Origin of the sequence: Evansella sp. AB-P1 (assembly GCF_029688925.1) — a bacterium.
GTDB lineage: Bacteria > Bacillota > Bacilli > Bacillales > Salisediminibacteriaceae > Evansella.
The window spans coordinates 127233-149513 of record NZ_JARUKY010000004.1; the positions used below are offsets into that span (position 1 = coordinate 127233).

General features: G+C 34.9%; 21 protein-coding genes and 1 other annotated feature. Of the genes, 6 read left to right on the top strand and 15 right to left on the bottom strand.

The features are described 5' to 3' along the window. Positions 1 to 22 precede the first annotated feature (22 nt). The 6 genes from QA612_RS05465 to zapA all read right to left on the bottom strand — a co-directional run bounded on the left by QA612_RS05465 (position 23) and on the right by zapA (position 7856). A complete protein-coding gene (locus tag QA612_RS05465) occupies positions 23 to 1738 on the bottom strand; it encodes a long-chain-fatty-acid--CoA ligase (protein ID WP_278282761.1) in 1716 nt (571 codons plus the stop codon). A 444-nt stretch (positions 1739 to 2182) separates the two neighbouring features. Continuing rightward, positions 2183 to 2590: a DUF350 domain-containing protein gene (locus tag QA612_RS05470; protein WP_278282762.1), complete on the bottom strand. Its 408-nt coding sequence runs from the start codon at positions 2588 to 2590 to the stop codon at positions 2183 to 2185. A gap of 12 nt (positions 2591 to 2602) precedes the next feature. Continuing rightward, positions 2603 to 4969 (bottom strand): endonuclease MutS2, encoded by a 2367-nt coding sequence (locus tag QA612_RS05475; protein ID WP_278282763.1) that lies wholly within the window; start codon positions 4967 to 4969, stop codon positions 2603 to 2605. Between the two features lie 20 nt (positions 4970 to 4989). After that, the gene (polX, locus tag QA612_RS05480; protein ID WP_278282764.1) at positions 4990 to 6711 is read right to left on the bottom strand and encodes a DNA polymerase/3'-5' exonuclease PolX; all 1722 of its coding nucleotides are present in this window, start codon (positions 6709 to 6711) and stop codon (positions 4990 to 4992) included. Positions 6712 to 7062: 351 nt separating this feature from the next. Next, a complete protein-coding gene (locus tag QA612_RS05485; protein WP_278282765.1) occupies positions 7063 to 7599 on the bottom strand; it encodes a CvpA family protein in 537 nt (178 codons plus the stop codon). Positions 7600 to 7601: 2 nt separating this feature from the next. Next, positions 7602 to 7856, bottom strand: coding sequence for a cell division protein ZapA (gene zapA, locus QA612_RS05490; RefSeq protein ID WP_278282766.1), 255 nt, complete (start codon positions 7854 to 7856; stop codon positions 7602 to 7604). Between the two features lie 172 nt (positions 7857 to 8028). On the opposite strand from zapA, the gene rnhC reads away from it, so the two are divergent. After that, a complete protein-coding gene (gene rnhC / locus QA612_RS05495; RefSeq protein WP_278282767.1) occupies positions 8029 to 8991 on the top strand; it encodes a ribonuclease HIII in 963 nt (320 codons plus the stop codon). 83 nt (positions 8992 to 9074) lie between these two features. Here the strand turns inward: rnhC and QA612_RS05500 are convergent, their stop codons facing one another. The 4 genes from QA612_RS05500 to QA612_RS05515 all read right to left on the bottom strand — a co-directional run bounded on the left by QA612_RS05500 (position 9075) and on the right by QA612_RS05515 (position 14548). Beyond that, entirely contained in the window at positions 9075 to 9800 is a 726-nt protein-coding gene (locus tag QA612_RS05500; protein WP_278282768.1) for a metallophosphoesterase family protein, read from the bottom strand. A gap of 94 nt (positions 9801 to 9894) precedes the next feature. After that, positions 9895 to 12318 carry a phenylalanine--tRNA ligase subunit beta gene (pheT, locus tag QA612_RS05505; RefSeq protein ID WP_278282769.1) on the bottom strand — a complete coding sequence of 808 codons (2424 nt, stop codon included), beginning with the start codon at positions 12316 to 12318 and terminating at the stop codon, positions 9895 to 9897. 26 nt (positions 12319 to 12344) lie between these two features. After that, on the bottom strand, positions 12345 to 13379 hold the full coding sequence (pheS, locus tag QA612_RS05510; protein ID WP_278282770.1) for a phenylalanine--tRNA ligase subunit alpha: 1035 nt from the start codon (positions 13377 to 13379) through the stop codon (positions 12345 to 12347). Between the two features lie 74 nt (positions 13380 to 13453). Continuing rightward, positions 13454 to 13699: a binding site (T-box leader), on the bottom strand. Positions 13700 to 13795: 96 nt separating this feature from the next. Beyond that, positions 13796 to 14548: a TrmH family RNA methyltransferase gene (locus QA612_RS05515; RefSeq protein WP_278282771.1), complete on the bottom strand. Its 753-nt coding sequence runs from the start codon at positions 14546 to 14548 to the stop codon at positions 13796 to 13798. 188 nt (positions 14549 to 14736) lie between these two features. On the opposite strand from QA612_RS05515, the gene sspI reads away from it, so the two are divergent. Continuing rightward, entirely contained in the window at positions 14737 to 14943 is a 207-nt protein-coding gene (sspI, locus tag QA612_RS05520; protein ID WP_278282772.1) for a small acid-soluble spore protein SspI, read from the top strand. 84 nt (positions 14944 to 15027) lie between these two features. Here sspI and QA612_RS05525 read toward each other — a convergent pair whose 3' ends face one another. Both QA612_RS05525 and QA612_RS05530 read right to left on the bottom strand, forming a co-directional pair. Beyond that, a complete protein-coding gene (locus tag QA612_RS05525; RefSeq protein WP_278282773.1) occupies positions 15028 to 16104 on the bottom strand; it encodes a M42 family metallopeptidase in 1077 nt (358 codons plus the stop codon). Positions 16105 to 16221: 117 nt separating this feature from the next. Then, complete coding sequence (locus QA612_RS05530) at positions 16222 to 16722, bottom strand: dUTP diphosphatase (RefSeq protein WP_278282774.1); 501 nt, start codon at positions 16720 to 16722, stop codon at positions 16222 to 16224. Between the two features lie 194 nt (positions 16723 to 16916). Here QA612_RS05530 and QA612_RS05535 point away from each other — a divergent pair, with 194 nt between their 5' ends. Further along, positions 16917 to 17318, top strand: a complete 402-nt coding sequence (locus QA612_RS05535; protein ID WP_278282775.1) for a sigma-w pathway protein ysdB — start codon at positions 16917 to 16919, stop codon at positions 17316 to 17318. A gap of 125 nt (positions 17319 to 17443) precedes the next feature. Here QA612_RS05535 and QA612_RS05540 read toward each other — a convergent pair whose 3' ends face one another. Further along, positions 17444 to 17983, bottom strand: a complete 540-nt coding sequence (locus tag QA612_RS05540; protein WP_278282776.1) for a hypothetical protein — start codon at positions 17981 to 17983, stop codon at positions 17444 to 17446. Positions 17984 to 18143: 160 nt separating this feature from the next. On the opposite strand from QA612_RS05540, the gene ku reads away from it, so the two are divergent. From ku to ligD, 3 genes are read left to right on the top strand one after another with little or no spacing between them, the layout of a single operon-like run. Continuing rightward, the gene (gene ku, locus QA612_RS05545) at positions 18144 to 18995 is read left to right on the top strand and encodes a non-homologous end joining protein Ku (protein WP_278282777.1); all 852 of its coding nucleotides are present in this window, start codon (positions 18144 to 18146) and stop codon (positions 18993 to 18995) included. 12 nt (positions 18996 to 19007) lie between these two features. Then, positions 19008 to 19949, top strand: a complete 942-nt coding sequence (locus QA612_RS05550) for an ATP-dependent DNA ligase (RefSeq protein ID WP_278282778.1) — start codon at positions 19008 to 19010, stop codon at positions 19947 to 19949. 25 nt (positions 19950 to 19974) lie between these two features. After that, positions 19975 to 21243, top strand: coding sequence for a DNA ligase D (gene ligD / locus QA612_RS05555; protein ID WP_278282779.1), 1269 nt, complete (start codon positions 19975 to 19977; stop codon positions 21241 to 21243). A 66-nt stretch (positions 21244 to 21309) separates the two neighbouring features. Here ligD and QA612_RS05560 read toward each other — a convergent pair whose 3' ends face one another. Together QA612_RS05560 and QA612_RS05565 are read right to left on the bottom strand one after the other, a co-directional pair. Beyond that, a complete protein-coding gene (locus tag QA612_RS05560; protein ID WP_278282780.1) occupies positions 21310 to 21894 on the bottom strand; it encodes a TVP38/TMEM64 family protein in 585 nt (194 codons plus the stop codon). An 85-nt stretch (positions 21895 to 21979) separates the two neighbouring features. Beyond that, a complete protein-coding gene (locus QA612_RS05565) occupies positions 21980 to 22249 on the bottom strand; it encodes a DUF1294 domain-containing protein (protein WP_278282876.1) in 270 nt (89 codons plus the stop codon). Positions 22250 to 22281: the final 32 nt, after the last annotated feature.

Consider the following 22281-nt stretch of genomic DNA (forward strand, 5'->3'; position numbering starts at 1 on the left):
CAAATCTATCTTTCTTTATTCCTTACTTGTCATCTTCTCCAAAGCCAGAAGCTTCTTTAATTTTTTTCTTCTCTTCTTCCACAAGAACTCTTCGAAGTACTTTACCTACCATTGTCTTTGGAAGTTCTTCTCTAAATTCATAAAGCCGTGGTATTTTAAAAGAAGCAAGATGTTCTCGACAAAATTCTTCTATTTTTTCTTCAGATAAATCTCTACCCTCTTTAGGAACGATAAATGCTTTAACTGTTTCTCCACGATAAGGATCTGGCACACCTATGACACAAGCTTCCTGAATATCTTCATGCTCATATAGAATTTCTTCAATTTCACGAGGATAAATATTAAATCCACCAGCAATAATCATATCCTTTTTCCGATCAACGATATAAAAGAAGCCATCTTCATCCATGTAACCCATATCTCCAGTCAAGAACCAATCATCCTTAAAGGAAGCCTGGGTATCCTCTGGTCGATTCCAATAACCTTTCATCACTTGTGGACCTTTAAGGATAATTTCGCCAATTTCATTTGGCTTTGCTAGTTCACCAGTTTCAGCAGACAAAATAGCTGCATCCGTATCGGGCCAAGGTAAGCCAATGCTACCTGATTTGCGATGTTCCCAAATAAGGTTTGCAATAGCTACTGGAGACGTTTCAGTTAATCCATATCCTTCAACAAGTCTTCCATTTGTAGCTTCTTCAAAATTATTTTGTACTTCTACTGGCAATGGAGCAGAACCACTTATACAAGCTTTTATAGATGAAAGATCGTGCTTTTTAATATTTGGGTGATTTAATAGACCGATATACATAGTAGGTGCACCTGGATATAAAGTTGCTTTATGGGTTTCTATCGCTTTTAAAATATCCTTCGGTTCAAACTTAGGCATGATGATCATCTTAAAGCCCATACGGATAGATAAATTCATGACGGTTGTCATTCCGTACACATGGAAGAATGGTAAAGCGGCAAGGATTACTTCCTCCCCCTCATCCATCTCATACATCCATTCCTGACACTGTTGAGTGTTTACAACAAGGTTATAATGTGTAAGCATAACGCCTTTTGCAGGTCCTGTTGTTCCCCCAGTATATTGCAGCAATGCTAAGTCTTCTTTTGGATCGATATCCAGATCTATTTCATTTGGTGTTCCTTTATTGATAAAATCTACAAAGGAGTGTAATTTTTCGTTATAATGTAAATCTACTTTAATTCCTGTATTCTTTTTTTGGATAAAAGGATAGATCAAATTTTTTGGGAAAGGTAAATAGTCTTTAATACCAGTGACTATAATATGTTCAAGCTGGGTTTTTTCCTTCACCTTTGCTACTCTCGGATACACGAGATCTAAGCATATCATGACTTTGGCTCCAGAATCATTCATTTGGTGTTCAATTTCTCGTTCAACGTACAGAGGATTTGTCTGAACGACGATAGCACCAGCAAATAATGCTCCATAATACGAAATGACGGCCTGCGGAGTATTTGCAAGCATGATAGCAACTCTATCACCTTGCTTTACTCCAAGCTCTTGGAGTTGATTAGCAAGCTTTAAAGCTGAATCGTATACCTCTTGGTAAGTCATTTCTTTCCCCATAAAATTTAAAGCTGATTTTTGAGGGAATTTATTTGCTGCTTTTTTCAAATAGCTTTGAAGCGTCTCCAGTTCATAATCAATGGACTTAGAAATCTCTTTAGGATAATGTTGAAACCAAGGTTTTTCTGTTAACGTTTCCATCCCCATCTCCTCCCTTTTAAAAAGTGATCTCTCCTTCATAAAGCAAATTAACTATGAAAGTATGAAAAAAATATCTATCTTCCATAGATAGGCAAACCTCTCTCTATACTATTCTAATGAAAACGGATACAAAATGAAATGTATTTGTTTCAATTTTTCGAAATTTCTTTTTAATCTATTGACTCATTTGTTGTCTTGTTGTATAAACTTATGACAATTCAACACTCATTTATTCCTTTATCAGAAAAAATAAAGACTGTCCTTTATAAATCACTATATTAGTGATCCTAAAGGAACAGTCTCGAAAAGAGTAAACTCAATAATTTTATTATGCAAAAAATATCCAGAAAATTAGTCCTGTTACAATAAAAGCACCACAAAGAACAATCAATATCTTCCATAACGTTTCCATTTTCAATCACCTATACATCTCTAAAATTTAGTTTAAAGTATACTTACCCCAATGATATATGACAGTGAAACAGACAATATAAAGGAAATTAGTCCTACTGCTCGATTATCCTTTTGCAATTCAGTGTCTACTTTAAAACCTGGAGTTAAAAATTCAAAAATAAAATAAACAAAGATAAGGAGAATAAACCCGAATGTACCCCAACCAAGCATTTCTATTACGGAATCATTATGCATGATAGAATACCGGAAAACATTAGCGATGCCAAATATTTTTCCTGCTGTAGCCATTGCAATAGCAACATTCCCATTTTTAATTTCCGTCCAAGTACCATATCTCGTAACGAATTCAAAGATTGTTAAATAAACAATTAATGCTATTACGACAATACTGTACATTCCTGCTGTATAGATATAAGTATGTTGAAAAAAACTATCCATCCTGTTTCCCTCCTACTTTAAAGAGACTACCGTAACACCAGATCCCCCTTCAGCAGCACTTCCCATTCTCGCTTCTTTTACATTCCTATGATTTTTCAATAAGTCTTGAACACCTTTCCGAAGTGCTCCAGTTCCTTTTCCATGAATGATTGATACTTGATGATAGCCAGCCAATACGGCATCATCTAAATACTTCTCCACCTCTAACATTGCTTCTTCAAATCGTACTCCACGGAGATCTAATTCTGTTTTAACATGGGAGTCTTTTCCCCTTACAGTAGATAGTGGATTTTTCTCAATTTGCTTCGGACGATCAATATAAAGGAGATCCTCTCCCTTAACTTTCATCTTCATCATTCCGAGTTGAACAACATATTCTTTCTCATTTACTTTTTCTACAATATGACCTTTTTGATCAAAGCTTACTACCTTTACTTCATCACCTGGAATTAATTTCTGCTTCTTTGATTGTGGAGCCAGAGAATTCTTAATCACTTTTTCCTTGTTAACAAGGTTAGGTTCCGCTTTTTCTAATCGTTTTTTTGCATTAATCAATTCGTGATCTTTAATTGTAGGATTGTTTTTCTGAATGGTTCGTAATTCGGTAATAATCGCTTCTGCTTCTGCTTTTGCTTTTTTCAAGGACTCAGCAGCTTTTTCTTCTGCATCTTTTAAAATCTTCTCTTTTTCCTGCTCAAGCTTATTAAATTCTTTTTCTAAGTCTCGATGAATTTGTTCTGCTTCAAACCGAATTTTTTCTGTGTCTTCCATTTCCTTTTCACTACGCTTACGACTCTCTTCAAGTGAAGCAATCATATTTTCAATTTTATTTGTATCAGCACCAATGTGACTTTTTGCATCTTCAATAATTGTATCACTTAAACCGAGACGTCGGCTAATAGCAAATGCATTACTTCTACCGGGGACGCCAATTAAAAGTCGATATGTGGGACGAAGAGTTTCTACATCAAATTCAACGCTTGCATTCATGACACCATCGCGATTGTAGGCATACCCCTTTAATTCACTATAATGAGTTGTTGCAATAACTTTTGCACCAACATTATATACATAATCTAATATAGAAATAGCTAGAGCAGCCCCTTCTGTTGGATCTGTCCCTGCGCCTAATTCATCAAATAAAACAATGGAACGATGATCCACTTGATCCAAGATATCAACTATGTTTGTCATATGAGAAGAAAAGGTACTTAAGCTTTGTTCAATGGATTGCTCATCACCAATATCAGCAAATATTTGCTGAAACACTGCAGCAGTAGAGCCTTCCTCACATGGAATATGTAAGCCTGATTGTACCATTAAAGTTAATAAACCTACTGTCTTTAACGTTACTGTCTTCCCACCAGTATTTGGTCCAGTTATGACGAGAGATGAGAAATCATTACCTAATTCTACATCAATCGGAACGATTTCCTCTTTTGGGATGAGGGGGTGTCGGGCTTTCACCATTTGTATGCGTCCCTCTTCGTTTATATTAGGCTGAGTTCCATTAATTTCAAGACTGTATAGGGCTTTTGCAAAAATAAAATCAACTTCTGTCATCACTTTTACAATCGTTATAAGTTCCTCAACGTGTTCACTAACTAAAGCTGATAACTCTTGTAAAATTCGATTAATTTCTTGTTTTTCCTTTAATCGTGCTTCTCTAAGTTGGTTATTAATTTGTACTACTGCATTAGGTTCGATAAATAACGTTGCACCAGAAGCAGACTGATCGTGAACCATTCCACCAAAATGACTTCGATACTCTTGTTTTACTGGAATAACATATCTATCATTACGTATGGTAATAATGGCATCAGAAAGCATTTTTCTCCCACTAGTGGACCTTGTAATACTTTCGAGCTTTGATCGTACACCTGCTTCATGGGATCGTATCGTTTGTCTTATATTTCGAAGTGCTTGACTTGCTGAATCTAATACCTCTCCGTTTTCGTCAATTGCTTGCTTAATATCCCGTTCCAAATCAGTTAGCGGAACAATTTCCTCTACTAATTCAGGGAGGATAGAAAGCTCTACTTCATCTTCAATAAGGCTTTCAATAAAGCTCTTAAAACGACGACTACCATAAATAGTTGAAGATATATCTAATAGCTCTAGTTCATTTAAAACGCCACCAATGGAAGCTCTTTTTACCGATGTACGTATATCTCGAATTCCCCCTAATGGTGCTTGTCCTCTTAATCTAATTACTTTTGATCCCTCATACGTACTATTCTGACCGTACTGTATTTCAGAGAAATCAAAGGAAGGAAGCAATGCATTAACTTTTTGTTTCCCCAAGGAGCTACTTGCATGATTAATTAGCTGTCCTTTCATTTTGTCATATTCTAGTATGCGACAAACCCTTTCTAACACAAGGGTCACCTCCATTATTATTACGTACGATTTATAAATTGCTGCAACTCATTTACTGTCCACGTGTTCACTACCGTTTCTTTTTCTAACCAACCTCTTCTTGCTGTTTTGATACCAATTAACATATGATCTAACGTTTCATACCGATGTGCATCTGTATTGACAGCAATCTTTGCACCTTTATCCTGTGCTTTTTTCACCCATTCAGCTGAAAGGTCAAGGCGATTTGGGTTACCATTAAGTTCCAATATTGTATTCGTATCTACTGCCATTTCAATTAGCCTTTCCATGTCCACAGGGTAGCCTGTTCTTCGCCCAATTACCCTTCCTGTTGGGTGTGCAATCATATCCACATGAGGATTTTCCATAGCCCCTTGTAATCTTCCCATTATCGTTGCCACGTCTTGCTGAAATGATGAATGAATGGACGCAATAACAAAATCAATATCTTTTAATAGGTTATCTTCATAATCCAATGATCCATCTGGCAATATATCCATTTCTATCCCTGTAAAAACCGTAAAGTCTTTGTACTTTTCATTAATAATTCTTATTTCCTCATGCTGCCGTTTTAACCGTTCAACAGTCAATCCATTAGCCACTCTCAAATATTTTGAGTGATCTGTAATTGCCATGTATTCATAGCCTTGTTTTCTACAAGCCTCTATCATCTCTTCTATGGAATGAGCACCATCACTCCATGTCGTATGCATGTGTAAATCAGCACGAATATCCTTAAAGGAAACTAATTGGTGTTGGTTTTCAAACGTTGAAATTTCCTCTTTTCCCTCACGGATTTCTGGTGGTATAAAGTGTAAGTTAAAATGCTTATAAAAAGCTGTTTCAGATTCAAAGGTCTTTATTTCACCTGTTTCTTCATTTTCAACGCCATACTCACTAATTTTTTCTCCTCTGCTCTTTGCGATTTGCCGCATTTGAACATTATGATCTTTAGATCCTGTAAAGTGATGTAGTGTCGTTGCAAACTCATTATCCTTTACCATTCTAAAATCTGCTGGGACGATAATATCGTCAAATTGGAATTCTACACTAATTTTTGTTTCACCGTGACTTACAACCTTTTTAATATTATCTATTTCTACTAATTGTTTGCCTACTGCTTCAGGTGTATCAGTGGATATGATAAAATCTAAATCCTTTACTGTTTCACGAGCTCGACGAAAGCTTCCGGCTAACTCATATCTTTGAATCCCTTTCATTTCACTTAACCAAGTCAAAATTAAATCTCCAATTGGCAGTACTTGACTCATTGTAAGTCTTTCTGGGCGCTTTCCAAAGTCAGCTAATGCAGATAGAATTTTTTCTTCTGTTTTCTCACCAAATCCTGCAAGCTTTTGAACCTTTTTATCTTCACAGGCTTTTTGTAAAGTTTCTACATCTATCACATTTAACTCTCGGTATAGCTTACCAATTTTCTTCCCGCCTAAATTAGGAACTTTTAGTAAAGGAAGTAATCCAGATGGTAATTCCTCCATTAAGTCAATCAATAATTTAGATTGTCCTGTTTCTAAGATTTCTTGAATTACAGCTGCTGTCCCTTTACCAATTCCCTGGAGTGTTGATGGATCCTCTATTTCTTCTATTGTTCGTTCATCACGTTCCAAAGCATTTGCAGCTTTACGATAAGCAGAAACCTTAAATGAATTTTCACCTTTAATTTCTAAATAAACTGCAATTTTCTCTAACGCAAGAATGATATCCTTTTTATTAATTAATCCCATATACGGTCACCTCTTTTTATTAGGAAGGCTCTGTTAATTTTTATTGTTGATTTTTACTAAAAACAACACCATTCATTAACACTGCCATTATGAAAAGTATATGACGTCTTATTGACCCTACTATTTCTTTTCTAAAATTATCTTGTATCATCATATCCTTATCCGTATATTATTCGCAACTATAAAGGATATATTTTACTCTTTCCAAACAATCCCCTTCCAACAAAAAGATCAAGAGAGTTTTTAAGCATTAAATACGAAAAAGGATGTCTCAAAAGGTTTCTTCTACCCTAATGCGACACCCTTTTTTATGTTACAAATAGCACTTAAATTCAACCCATTTATCATATCTTACCGTACATCTAAGAATAGTTCTTTTATTTCATTCGAGATTATTGGAGTATATTCAAAGATCATTTGAGCAAAGGACGAATTTTGTATTGTTTCTTGAATGATTTCAAATTGAAATAGGGCTCCTACATGAAGGATGACAACAATGATTAATAGCCCTTCTAAAAGTCCAAGGAGGCCACCAAGCCATCTGTTAATCATATTTAAAATTGGCAAATGTGCTAAGAAATCAAACAAGGAACCTACGATTTGCATAACAATTTTTGTTCCAAAGAATAAAATTGCAAATGCAATACCATTGTAATAAACCTCTTCAAAACTAAAAGCTTCTACTAATAACGTTATACTAGAATCAGCTGGAAGCTGTGGATATGGAATCCATAGCCGTATGTAATGAGCAATATCTTGATAATATAAGTACGCAACAATAAATGCTACAACAAATCCTAGCAAATGAATTACTTGTAATATTAATCCCCTTCGAAAACCTACAAAAAAACTAACTATTAAAGCAAAAAACAGCAAAAAACTAAGCATCTTTATGACTCCCCATCTTTCTCTTCACTTGCCAGCTTTTCTAGCAATGTAAGATAATCATTTCCAATATTCACAGCTGTTAAAACAGCTAATTTATTTGAATCTAAGTAAGGATTATTTTTTTTCAGTTCTCGCATTTTACGATCAACAAGGAGAGCTACTTTTTTCACTTGCTCACGATTTTCTTCTCCGACGATGGTGTATTGTTGACCGTATATCATTACACTCGTTCGACGCTTTTCGTGTCCATCTTCCACTAATAAGGCCTCCATTCGTCATAGAAATCCTAATCTATATCATAACACGATGATTAGTAGTTGGAAATATAAAGATTCATAATGTTCAATGAAACACTTTTCTTTATTTAGTAGGAAAGAACTTCAAGATAATGGTACAATGAAAAAATTGATAGGAAAGGGTGATAGAAAATTGAGCTATGCTGTAATTCAAGTTTCCAAATCCGATATAGAAAAAATTAAAAAGTATTATTCCAAAGATTTAAAAGATTCTCCACCACAGGGAGCTGTTTTTACAGCTAAAACATCTGGCTGTTCAATCACTGCATATAAATCTGGTAAAGTCCTATTCCAAGGAAAAGAAGCTTCCATGGAAGCTAGCCGTTGGAATTCAAGTGCTTCCAATATAACAAAAGTACAATCGTCTAATGGAGCCAAAAATAAAGGAGTCAATCACCATTCATACCAGCCTCCTCATAATGTGAAAGAACTCGTTTTACTAGGAAGTGATGAAACTGGTACCGGTGATTATTTTGGTCCAATGACTGTCGTCTGTGCCCATTTGACTTCAAAACAAATGAACACAATTGAAAGCTGGGGAATTCGTGACTCAAAAATGATTAATGATAATACCATTCGTGAAATTGCTCCCCGTTTAGTTAAAGAATGTACATATAGCTTACTAGTTCTTAAAAACGAAAAATATAATACATTACAGCAACAAGGAATGAATCAAGGTCAAATGAAGGCTTTGCTTCACCATCAGGCAATTGAAAATGTATTGAAAAAATGTGAAGAAACCAATGTGGAATTTGAAGGGGTTTTGATTGACCAATTTGTTCAACCAAATAGATACTTTGACTATTTAAAAGGAAAAGGGAAAAAATGGAACTCGTCAAAACCATTATATTTTGCCACTAAGGCGGAGAATATACATCCAGCTGTAGCTGCAGCATCAGTATTAGCACGCTATTCATTTTTGAAGGAAATGGATAAGCTTTCCCTTGAATTAGGAATTACTTTACCGAAGGGGGCGGGCCATCTCGTAGATAAAATCGCAAGTGAAATCCTTCAACAAAGAGGAAAGGAAACGTTATTTAGTTGTACTAAATGGCATTTTGCAAATACACAAAAAGCCATGAACATGTTGCCATAATTAGTCATAAACGAAGGATAGAGTCTTGGTCTCTATCCTTCATAATCTACATATGGAAAATGAAAATTGTTTTTCACATACTTTTAGTTAAGGCTTCCGTTTCTAATAACCTGTGACATAAATGTTGCATTTGGATAAGCTAAATCATGATATTGTTTTACAACTTTTTCTATATCGTATTTTACCCTTTGATTTGTTATATTAAATTGACCCTCCTTTTCTTCAACAAGCATATAGGATGCTTGTGGTAAGCCATCAAATGGAAGTCCTACACTCCCAACGTTTGCGATCACTTTTCCTTGAATATACCTTACATATGGCTGATGAATATGGCCATATAAATAAATAGATGCATCATTCTGCCCCATCATTTTCTCTTTAATTTCCTCTGCATCCTCATCTGGAAGGACAACTTCAAATAAACTATTTGGTGTAGCATGAAAAACTTGTATTGATATATTATCTGTTAGTTGTATACTATGTTCTTTTGGGAGTGTCTTTAAATAATTCAAATCTTGTTCATCAAGCTTACTAACAATCCAATCCCGTTCTTTCGTCATCATTTCCCTAGCTTTTTCAGGTACTTCCCCTTCTTTAATACCTCTAACTACCCATTCGTCTGCATTCCCCTTAATGACATCTGTTTTTAGTGAACGAATTATGTCTAAGGCGCGCTTTGGTTCTGGACCTCGATAACTTATATCTCCTAAAACAATGATTTTATCAACATTTTTGTTATGTATATCTTGAAGGACTGCATCAAGTGCAATTGCATTACCATGGATATCTGAAATAAATGCGATTTTCATCAAAAATCCTCCTTTTATTTTGTAGAAAAGGTGTCCTTTTGAGTTTATTCTCAGTAGGACACCTTCTATAATTTTCCTTTTCACACTACAGTTCCTATGATCGAAGCTTAGCTCCTATTTTTTCCTCTAATCCATTTAAAACTGCTTCGTGAACCTTCGTAACCTCTTCCTCTGTTAACGTTTTTTCAGGGTCTTGATAACGTAAAGAGAACGCTAATGATTTTTTACCTTTCTCTAAATGCTCTCCTTGATACAAGTCGAACAGTGCAACTCGTGTAATTAGCTGACCACCAAACTCTTTTATTAAACTCTCAACAACCCCAGCTTGAACTCCTTCATCTACAACAAGAGCAATATCACGATCCATTGCTGGGTAACGTGGAATAGGAGTATAGCGAATGGCTTCCACTTCCTCCATCAGTAGACGATGAAGATTTATTTCAAACATATAAACTTCCGTTAAAGACCATTCCTTTGCAACAGAAGGATGGAGCTGACCTAGGATACCTATTTCCACACCATTCACTAATAGCTTCGCAGTGCGTCCTGGGTGAAATCCTTTACCTTCACCTTGAATAAATTCAGCTTTATCTATTACATTTAATTGAGCTAATAGACCTTCTACCATTCCTTTAAGTACGTAGAAATCTACTGGTTTCTTCTCACCTTGCCAGCTATGCTCATGCCACAGACCCATAATAGCACCAGAAATATAGGTTGTTTCTTCTGGTTGCTTTGTCACCGTTTGTTCTTCTGTAGAAAATACCGAACCCATTTCGTACAGGTTCACATTTAAAATATTTCGATTCTTATTATGGCTTAATGCATCAAGTAAATGAGGAAGTAATGTAGTTCGAAGGGTACTACGTTCTTCACTCATTGGAGATGCTACCTTTACTCGATAGCCTCCTTCGTCTTTAAAATGAGATTCCTTCTCTGTTGTTGTTAAAGAATAGCTTACCGCTTCATGTAGTCCAACATTTTCTAAGAAGCGTCGAACCTTTCGCTTATTAGCCTGAACAGAAGTTAATCCACCAGGTGTTGTTGCTGTATTTGGTAAGGTGGTTGGAATATTATTATATCCGTATAAACGGCCTACTTCCTCCACGATATCAACTTGAATTTGAACATCTTGACGTCTTGTAGGTACAGATACTTTGTATTGATTGTTATCCTCCTCGAAATCAAATTGTAGCTTGTGGAGAATATCATTCACTTCAGTATTTGTAATGGATGTTCCTAAAACACCATTAATTTTGTCTAACGTTATCGTAATTTCTTTAGGTGTTACATCCAAATTATTATGTTCAACCACTTCTGATAAAACTGTACCACCTGCTAATTCAGCGATCATAGTTGCAGCACGTAAGCCTGCTTTTTTCACACGACTAGGGTCTACACCTTTTTCGAACCGGGAACTTGCATCACTTCGAAGACCTAGCTCACGAGACGCCTTACGAATGGTTGTACCTTTAAAATAAGCGGCTTCTAGTAAAATAGTCTTTGTGTCCTCACTTACTTCCGAATCTGCACCACCCATTACTCCAGCTAATGCTACAGGTACCGTTCCATTCGTAATCGCCAAATAGTCTGAAGATAACGTACGATCTACATCATCTAATGTAGTCATTTTCTCTTCATCCTTCGCACGACGAACAAGAACTTCCTTTGATCCAAAACGTTCATAGTCAAAAGCATGTAGTGGTTGACCATATTCAAGCAATACAAAGTTTGTAATATCAACAACATTATTAATTGGTCTTATTCCAGAAGCCATTAACTTTGTTTGTAACCATAATGGTGATGGTGCAATTGTCACATCTTTAATCATAATAGCACCATAATACGGATTATCCTCTGTTGCTTCCACCCTCACGGAGACATAATCTGAACCTTTTTCTTTTGTTTCTTTTATTTCAGTAACTTCTGGTAATTTCACGTCTCTCCCCAAAATAGCAGCAATTTCATAAGCGGTACCGATCAAACTTAAGCAGTCTGCTCGATTAGCAGTTAAATCAAGTTCTAATACTTGGTCATCTAAATTCAGTAGACCCAATGCATCCGTTCCTGGTGCAATTTCTGTTGGAAAATTAAAGATTCCTTCTGAAAATTCTTTTGCAACAACTTTCCCCTCAAAACCAAGCTCCTGTAAGGAACAAATCATTCCTTCTGACACTTGTCCACGTAGCTTAGCACGTTTAATTTTCATTCCTCCAGGTAATCTTGCCCCAACTTTCGCAACAACTACAAATTGATCAGCACCAACGTTAGCTGCTCCACAAACAATTTGAACTGGTTCCTCTTCACCAATATCCACCTTACAAAGGTTTAACTTATCTGCTTCTGGATGCTTCTCACATTCCAGTACCTTTCCTACAACAATGTTTTTTACACCTTGATTCATCTCATGGACAATGTCTACCTCCACACCACTTCTTGTTAGCTTTTCAGCAATTTCCTGTGGAGTAAGATCATCTATCTCTATATAATCCTTTAACCATTTATAAGATACAAGCATGTTAGTTCCTCCTTCGTTTTCTTATATTAAACTCTAGTAAATTGTGATAAAAACCTCGTATCGTTCGTATAAAAATGACGAATATCATCCACACCATATTTCAACATAGCAAAGCGTTCTACACCCATACCGAATGCAAAGCCTGTATATTTTTCTGGATCAAAACCACTCATACGTAAAACATTTGGATGAACCATTCCAGAACCTAATACTTCAATCCATCCTGTTTGCTTACACGTACGGCAACCTTTCCCACCACAAATAGCACAGGATACATCTAATTCTGCTGATGGCTCTGTAAAAGGGAAATAGCTTGGTCGTAAGCGAATTTCACGGTTTTCTCCAAAATATCGCTTTACGAATTGCTCAAAAATTCCTTTTAAATCACTCATACGAATATTTTCATCAACCAATAGCCCTTCAATTTGCATAAATTGATGGGAATGTGTCGCATCATCTTCGTCACGTCGGTATACTTTACCAGGACAAATAATTTTGACAGGTCCTCTTCCTTCATGCTTTTCCATTGTTCTCGTTTGAACTGGAGAAGTTTGTGTACGTAATAATAGTTCATTTGTAATAAAGAAAGTATCTTGCATATCTCTCGCTGGATGATCCTTCGGAAGATTTAAAGATTCAAAGTTATAATAATCCGTTTCCACTTCTGGACCTTCTGCAACTGTAAATCCCATCCCTATAAAAATATCTTCAATCGTTTCAATAACTGATGTTAGAGGATGACGACTCCCTTTATTCACAGGTCTACCAGGTAAGGTAATATCAATACTTTCTTTCTGTAATTTAGCAGTAAGGGCTTCTTCTTCAAGTCTTGTTTCTCTTTCCGCTATCAAAGATGCTACAGCTTCGCGAACTTCGTTTGCCATTTGTCCAACTTTTGGTCGTTCTTCAGCTGGAAGCTTTCCCATCCCTTTTAATACTTCTGTGATTGGACCTTTTTTTCCTAAGTAAGTAACACGAATGTCTCTTAATTCGTTTAAAGACCCTGCTTCTTTTACTTTTGTAATGGCCTCGTCCTTTAATTCTTGTAGACGGTCTAACATGTCATTTCCTCCTTTGTATTTAAGCAAATCATTTAATTTTATATAAATAGATATAAAAAAGAGCCTTCTTTCCCATAAGGGACGAAAGCTCGCGGTACCACCCTTGTTAATGAAAAAACATGCTCTTCATTCACTCATATAGAAGCTAACGGACTTCTCAACCGGGTCATCTTAACAAAATACCTCTTAAATGTATTTTATGTTCCAATGCCAACTCCAGAGTGAATTCAGCTGTATTCATATAGAAACGCTTCCAGTCTAGGCGAATCCTCCCTGATTATGAACAAAATCAGCTTACTACTCTCTATCATTGTTTTTTTGATTTTTTGATTTTTTATTTCAGTCATTTTCCTCAATAATTATATAAGCTTTTCCACATTTAAGCAAATCATTTTGACAAATTACTCTCTTTTTCCCTAACCTCTAAGATGGTATAACAATATTCCTGTTGCTATTGCCACATTTAAGGATTCCGCGTTCCCATAGATAGGTATGTATAAATTCTGATCACATTGATTTAATAATGTTTCCTGAACACCACTTCCTTCATTTCCAACAATCAAAGCAAAGTGTTCTTGTGGAGCAATTGCATTATATGTACTCCCCGTTAAAGTAGTTCCAAAAATCGGTATGTGATTTTCCCTACAAATTTGTAAAGCTTCCTCTAGATTCATCTTCTGAACAGGTAAATGAAACAAGGAACCTTGTGTTGATCTTATTACTTTCCCATTAAATGGGTCCACGCTTCCCTCCCCTAAAATAATACCGTCAATCCCTGCTGCATCTGCAGTACGAATTATTGCACCAACGTTCCCTGGGTCCTGTACTCCATCAATAAGTAAGAATTTCCCCTTTTCAAGTAATACATTTCTATTATCTGGAAGTTCACAAACAGCTACATAGCCTTGTGGTGTTTCTGTCTCACATATTTCTTTTAATACTTTTGCGGACACGAAAACATGAGGAATATTTGAAACTTTCCATTCGCTAGGGACTTCTTTTTCTGAGTTGATGATTAATTCTTTCATTGGAATAAATGCTTTTAGCGCCTCTTCAATGAGGTGTATCCCTTCTATTAAAAAGGTTCCTGTTGTTTCTCTTCCTTTTTTCGAATGAAGTTTTTTCCATGTTTTCACTTTTGGATTTTGAATTGATTCAATTATTTCCATCTCTTTTTTCTCTCCCCTCTTTACAAAAACAAAGCGTGTTACTTTTATGGCTACCCTGAAAATACTCTTAATTTTTCCCTTTTTTTCACATATTCATACTCTTTATCACTCATACTATAACAGAATAAGCAACCAAACTCGATGAGGTTGTCTATTTTGATTCATAATTTTATGAAAGGACGATGACCATGAGTTTTAATTTACGGGGAGCAATCCTCCAAAACGTTTCTGGAAATAGTGCAGAAGAAGTAGAAGAAACGATTGTAGATGCTGTACAAAGTGGAGAAGAGAAAATGTTACCTGGATTAGGTGTATTATTTGAGGTTTATTGGAAAAATGCAAGTGAAGAAGATAAACAAAATGTTTTAAACCAAATCTCAAAGGGACTTCAGTAAATAATTTAAAAACCGGGCAAACACCCGGTTTTTTATTATTCTTATTTTTTTGAACAACCAACTATTAGTTAAAAAACCTTTTGACTATTGAAATGTAATCGTGTTTACTGTATTTTTATCTAACTTTTTGATTACTTCTACAATTAGTTTCACAGCATTTTCGAAGTCATCACGGTGTAGGATAGCTGCATGAGTATGAATGTATCGTGTTGCAATTGTGATTGATAAAGCAGGTACACCGTTTGCAGTTAAGTGAATAGCTCCAGAATCCGTTCCACCTGCTGCAACAGAATCAAATTGATACGGAATCCCTTTTTCATCTGCAGTATCTGTTACAAAATCTCGTAACCCTTTATGAGATACCATAGACGCGTCATAAACTAAAATTTGAGGTCCATCTCCCATTTTAGCTAAGGCATCCTTTGGTGTTACACCAGGAGTATCTCCTGCAATACCTACATCAACACCAAACCCAATGTCTGGTTGAATATGATGTGCAGACGTTCTAGCTCCTCTTAAACCAACCTCTTCTTGCACAGTCCCTACACCATAAACGATATTAGGATGTTTTTCATCCTTAAGCTGGCGAAGAACTTCGATTGCAATAGCACAACCGATACGATTATCCCAAGCTTTAGCCATTAGCATTTTTTCATTTTTCATAACTGTGAATTCACACACTGGTACGATGGAGTCACCAGGGCGAACACCAAATTCCTCTGCCTCTTCTCTGCTTGAAGCCCCTATATCAATAAACATATCCTTTTTATCAACTGGTTTTTTACGAGCTTCTGGAGGGAGAATATGTGGTGGTTTAGAACCAATAACACCAGGAATATTACCGTTCCGTGTCATAATCGTCACACGTTGTGCTAGCATCACTTGCTCCCACCAGCCTCCAACAGGTTGAAATTTCACAAACCCTTTCTCATCTACGTGTGTAACCATAAATCCAATTTCATCTAAATGACCTGCAACCATAATTTTAGGTCCGTTTTCATCTCCAACCTTTTTGGCAATCAAGCTACCTAAATTATCCGTTTCCATTTCATCAGCATATGGAGCTATGTACGACTTCATTACCTCTCGCGGCTCTCTTTCATTACCTGGAATTCCATTTGCATCTGTTAAATCCTTAAGCATTTTTAATACTTCATCCATTAATAGTGTACCTCCTTATTGGTAGTGAATAAAAAAATAATACCAACTTTAATTATAACGATATTTAACAGCATTCTCAAATTTCGGTATACGAAATAAGAACGACCATATCATGTCTTAGTATCCTTGATCTTGACGGGTATGATTCACTTTATTTTTTTCTTCATAGGCAAAAATAATATCTTGTTCAGTAAACCCTAAGGCCGAACCTAATTTTAAGTAAGATTGAAATAAAGTTATGTATTTCTTCTCTGCACCATTTAACCGCAGACTTGAAACAGCTTCTATGACATCATAAAAATAAGGAACTAGGTCTTCTCCACTTTTTTTATTTTCTGGTAGAAGGTCAATTGACACAATATTTTCATAGCCAAACTCTAATCCAACAGATAAAATAAAATGTATGCCGTCTACATATTCTTCTAATATGACTGAATCACTTGATGGAGCTTTTTCACTCCAAAATTTAAAACAACGGGTTTCATTTGCTAATTCAGCAACCTCCACATGGAAAGCAAGAAGCTTTTGGTTCAATAAATCCTTTTCCTGCAATCCATGTTTTGTTTCGATATAATGATCTAACTCTCGCTGTTTATTATAAAGATTTGTAAAGTCCATAAGAAAACTCCTCTTCAAAAATTTTAAAAAACTTTTGCATTTATTATAGCAAAAGTGAAAATAGATGAAACCTTATTTTGTTTTATTCGTATACAATAGAAAATAACTTGTATTCACTTCTTTAAATGATGGATTTTTTACATTTCAAGATGGGAATAGATGAAACTAAGAATGTATTTAAAGGAGAGATGGTCATGACGGTGATCCTTTTTCGCTTGTTCCTCCTTATTGCAATAGGAATCATTGTGTATAGTATCGGCAAATATTTACTTGATCCACGTCGGAAATTAGAAGCGGCTCACCTTCGTGGTGATTTCTTCATTCTCGATGAAGCGGATAATGTCCGTAAAAATTTATTATTCACTTATCGCAATGTTATGTTTGAAGGAGAAAAATTTTTAGGGGCTACAGAAGAATCTCTTGAGGTAACCTCCATTATGATTTCTACAGAGGATACAGATAAATTACAAGGATTAAGTAAAAGGGATTTTTATTTTATCGAAAAAGAGATATTAATACACTATCCAAAAGCAGAAATTGAATGGAAAAATCCTATCAATAAGTTATTAAAAAGAATGGAAAAAAATAATCAATAATAATATAAGGAGATTGGAGAATTACTAATACCAATCAGGCTTAGACTAAGAAATTATCTAAGCCTTTTTGTGTTTTCCATCGTCAAAATAGCATAGTACAATACAGCGACCACACACATCCATGATTAATTTAATAAATCATGGACTGCATCTGTCAGCTTTTGACCAACTGCTAACTGCACTTTTCTTGCTTTTTCATCTAAATGTTGAATATCTTCTGTTTGAACTTCCCAAGATAATTGTAATTCTTGTTCTAAACTATCCACGACTTCTTCAATCGAAAATTGATACTTTCCATATAAATAGATAGCTCTGTTTTCGTCTAGGAGTTCTTCTGGCACTCTAAAATTTAAGTTACGCATTATTTTATCAAATTCTTTCTCTCCATGTCTTTCCTTCGTTGTATGTAATAAAGATAGTATTTCATTTGCGAGGTGAACGTTGATATCTTCCTCTAGCATCTTTCTTTCTAAATCGTTTATTGATATTTTATTTCCTAACCTTCCCATAATAAAACTTCCAATAACTCCTACGATTAGTAAAATAGTTAATGTATTAAAATATTCATTCACATACTCACTACCTATCCCTAACCAACTTAACGTAAAAATTAAACCCATAATACCAGATAATGTTTGAAAGAAATGTTTTATATAATTTTTCATAAACAGTCACCTCCAATCAACTTACGAATAATCACACATACTGTTTTCACTTTTTTCTCATCCTAAATGGAATTTAAAGCTCTACTTATCATAATTTAATCATATAAACTGGAACATACTAAGCAATACACGAAGTAGTTTTAAAAGGAGGAATTAGTACATGCACACCATATGGAAGGGTACCATATCTTTTGGATTAGTTAATATACCTATTAAGTTACATGCTGCAACTGAAGACAAAGACGTAAAACTTAGAAATCTTCACAAAGATTGTCATGCTCCAATCAAATATGCACGTACGTGCTCAGAATGTGGAAAAGAAATAAAAAATGAAGAAATTGTTAAAGCGTATGAATATACAGAAGGAAAATATGTCGTTTTAGATGATGAAGAACTTCAAAAACTAAAAAAAGAACAAGAGGACAAGGCTGTAGAAATTATTGATTTTGTTATGCTAGATGAAATTGACCCAATCTATTTTGATCGCACGTATTATGTAAGCCCTAACGAAGGGGGATCAAAAGCCTATGCCTTATTAAGGAAAACTCTTTCTGATACGAATAAAATTGGACTAGCTAAAATCACCATTCGTTCTAAAGAAAATTTAGCTGCAATTCGTGTATATGGTAACACCATCGTAATGGAAACACTTCATTTCCCTGATGAAGTTAGGGATATAAAAGGCGTACCAAATGTACCAGATGAGACAACCATTCAAGATAAGGAATTAGCTACTGCCAAAACATTAGTTGAACATCTCACAGCTGAATTTGACCCTACGAAATACACAGATGACTATCGACTCGAACTTTTAGAGCTTATTCGTGAAAAGGTAGAGGAAGATAAAGGGGTAACAAAACAGGAACAAACCAATGTCATTGACTTAATGGAAGCATTAGAAAAAAGTATTGAAAAAGCTAAACCTGCTAAAACGACGAAAAAAGCAACCAAAACGACCAAAAAAGCAACTCCTTCGAAAACGACAAAAAAACAAACAAAAAAGGCAACATAAAGGTGTTTAAAGATGAAGCCAATCATACCCTTTGAACCGATTAGCTCCACTAAAATACCAAACGAAAAGGAATGGATATATCAGATCAAATGGGATGGTGTTAGAATACTTACTTATTTTGATGGAAAAGAAATTAATTTACGTAATCGTAAGCAGAATGAACGAACACACCACTTCCCAGAACTGATTGACTTACCCTCCTACTGTAATGCAAAAAGTGTCATTCTAGATGGAGAGGTTATCGCACTAAATAAACATGGCCACCCCTCTTTCCGTGAAGTAATGCGTCGAGACGCAATACGTCGAATGGATCGTGTACAGCATATGATAAACGAAGTCCCTGTTTACTATATGGTTTTTGATATTGTTTATTTGAACGGTAAGTGGGTAAATCTCCTTCCTTTAACAGAAAGGATAGAGATTCTCGCATCCATTATAAAGCCTAATAATCATGTGCAATTAACAACATCTCACGATGATGGCAATACATTATTTGACGTAACAAAGGAAAAGGGAATGGAAGGAATTCTAGCGAAAAAATTAACCTCATCATACAAGCTAGGTGGAAAAGATGAGGCATGGCTTAAAATTAAAAATTTTCAAGATGTTATTGCTGTAATTGGTGGAGTAACATACCGTAACGGCATTGTAAATGCAGTATTATTAGGTTTATATGATCAGGATGGACACCTTCATTATATAGGACACGCTGGTACTGGAAAATTATCTGTGTCTGATTGGAGGACGATTACTGATTTTGTAGAACCGTTAATTATGGAAACTCGCCCATTTATAAATGAACCAGAAAGAAGAAAAAATACAAAATGGCTTCAACCAAAATTAACAGTTAAGATCCAGTTTATCGAATGGCCAAAGGGAGGATCCATACGTCAGCCTAGTATCCAAGCTTTCGTAAACGTCCCACCAGAGGAATGTAGATTAACTAACAAATAAGTAAGAACTATAAAAGGATGAAAAAATGAGTCATAAAAAATTAACAACAAAGAAAAATACATTGTTTCCTAAAATAAAAAAAGATTATACTGGCCTTTTTATCGTTACAGGCTATCATCAAAAATTGGATGAATTTACAGTTGGAGTATTAAAGAATAATGAGTTAACGGAAGTTGGCACATTCAGTAATGGTTTATCAAAGGAAGAAAAGCACACGTTAAAAACCTTTATTCTAAATAAAAATAAAGGTGTTCGACAACAACACGTTAAAATTGAATTAGGGATATGTGTGGAGTTAACATTTTCACACGTTGAAAATGAGAATTTAGAAAGTCCTGAATTTATTACTTTTAGGACCGATGTGAGCTGGGAGACGTGCACATGGGGAAAATTACTTTTAATGAATGGACATATAGACAAAAGCATTCAAATTACAAGTCCTGATAAACCTATTTGGAATAACCCCTACGTAAATAAAGACCAATATATCAGCTATTTATATGAGATATCCCCATATATTTTACCTTTTTTGAATGATCGTATTGTAACAGTACTTCGGTTCCCACACGGAGTACATGATGAAGCATTTTATCAAAAAAATTGTCCTGATTATGCCCCACCTTTTATTACTACCTTTGAAGAGGACAATATAAATTACATTGTCTGTAATGATCCTTCCACATTAATATGGCTAGGAAATCAGTTAGCATTAGAATTTCATGTTCCTTTTAATACAATTAAAAGCTCCAATCCTAATGAAATTGTTTTTGATCTCGATCCCCCTTCTAAAGACTATTTTCCTCTTGCTATAAAAGGGGCTATGGAAATGCACAGGCTGTTTGAAAAATTTCAAATAACTAGCTACCCTAAATTATCAGGGAACAAAGGGATTCAAATTCACATTCCCATTATGGATTCACAACTCACATATAAAGAAACGAGATATTTCACTGAATTTATTGCAAACTATTTAGTTGAAAAATTCCCGAATGATTTTACTGTAGAACGAATGAAGAAAAAACGAAAGAATAAATTATACATTGATTTCGTACAACACTGGAGTGGAAAAACGATTATATGTCCCTATTCCTTGCGTGGAGTAGAAGGAGCTACAGTTGCTGCTCCTTTATATTGGGAGGAAGTAAATAAAAATCTTCATCCAAATAATTATCAACTTTATACAATGTTAGATCGACTAAATACAATTTCCTGCCCCTTAAAAGATTATTTTCAGCAAAAAAATGAATCTGTAAAGGAGATCATTACATCAATAAAAGAAAAGCAAAAAAAATAAAAGGAGCTTTAAAGATTACTCTTAAAAGCTCCTTTAGTTATTTTCACTTCTAGATTCGTGACAAAACTAATCTGTTGATGTAGATTTGTTAGGAAAAAAACGACTCCATTTATACGTTATAGTTTCCTTTTTTCCTAAATAAGCAAATAAGCTAATTAATAAAACAAAGAATACAATGGAAACGTATATTGGCATTTCCGTTATGGCCTGACCAAATGCAGTATATATTAATGATGGTAGAATAACTCCACCGATTGAATAACGCATATACTCTTTAAAGGATGATGTCATTTCCATTAAGTATAGAGAAAGTAGGTGGAAATGAACAAATGGCATCATACGTAAAATCATTACTTGCCCTAAAGTAAGGGTCCGATCTTTCATAATTTTACCTTTTAAATCACTAATTCTATTTCGAAAGGAAGGAAATATATCTACAAGCTTATAAAAGAAAAAACTCATGAGGGAGAGCCCAATAATAGAATAAATAGTCCCGTGCAAAAACCCAAATAATATTCCTCCCGCAACACATACCACAATAACTGGTAAAAATAAAAATGGTCTTATTAAGTGTAAAATGATAAATAAAACTGGGCCTAACCACCCTGCTTCTTCAATGACTTGAGGGATTGCTTGGTTGAACATATTCATGGTGCATCCTCCTCTCTCATAACATGTCTATGTTATTCACTTCATTCTATGTTTTCTATTTTTCTAAAATTAATCATTAAAATTTTTATGTTAATACTAATACTATCAGTAAAATATGAATAAGTGCAATAAGTGGTAACCCAAAGCTAAACATAGGCTTTCTCGTTTTATGGCGGAATAGTCTTGATGCAATAACCATAAAAAATGATGCCCCAAAAATAGCAATGAACATAAGAGTCTTTTCTGAAATACGGTGTTTTTGTTTTATTGCTAACTGCTTATCAATACCCATAAAAATAAAGCCAGTAATATTTATGAGAACAATATATATAATAAAACTTGTCGATAAAAACATATTCAACTATTTCTTTCCTTCCTACAAAGCAT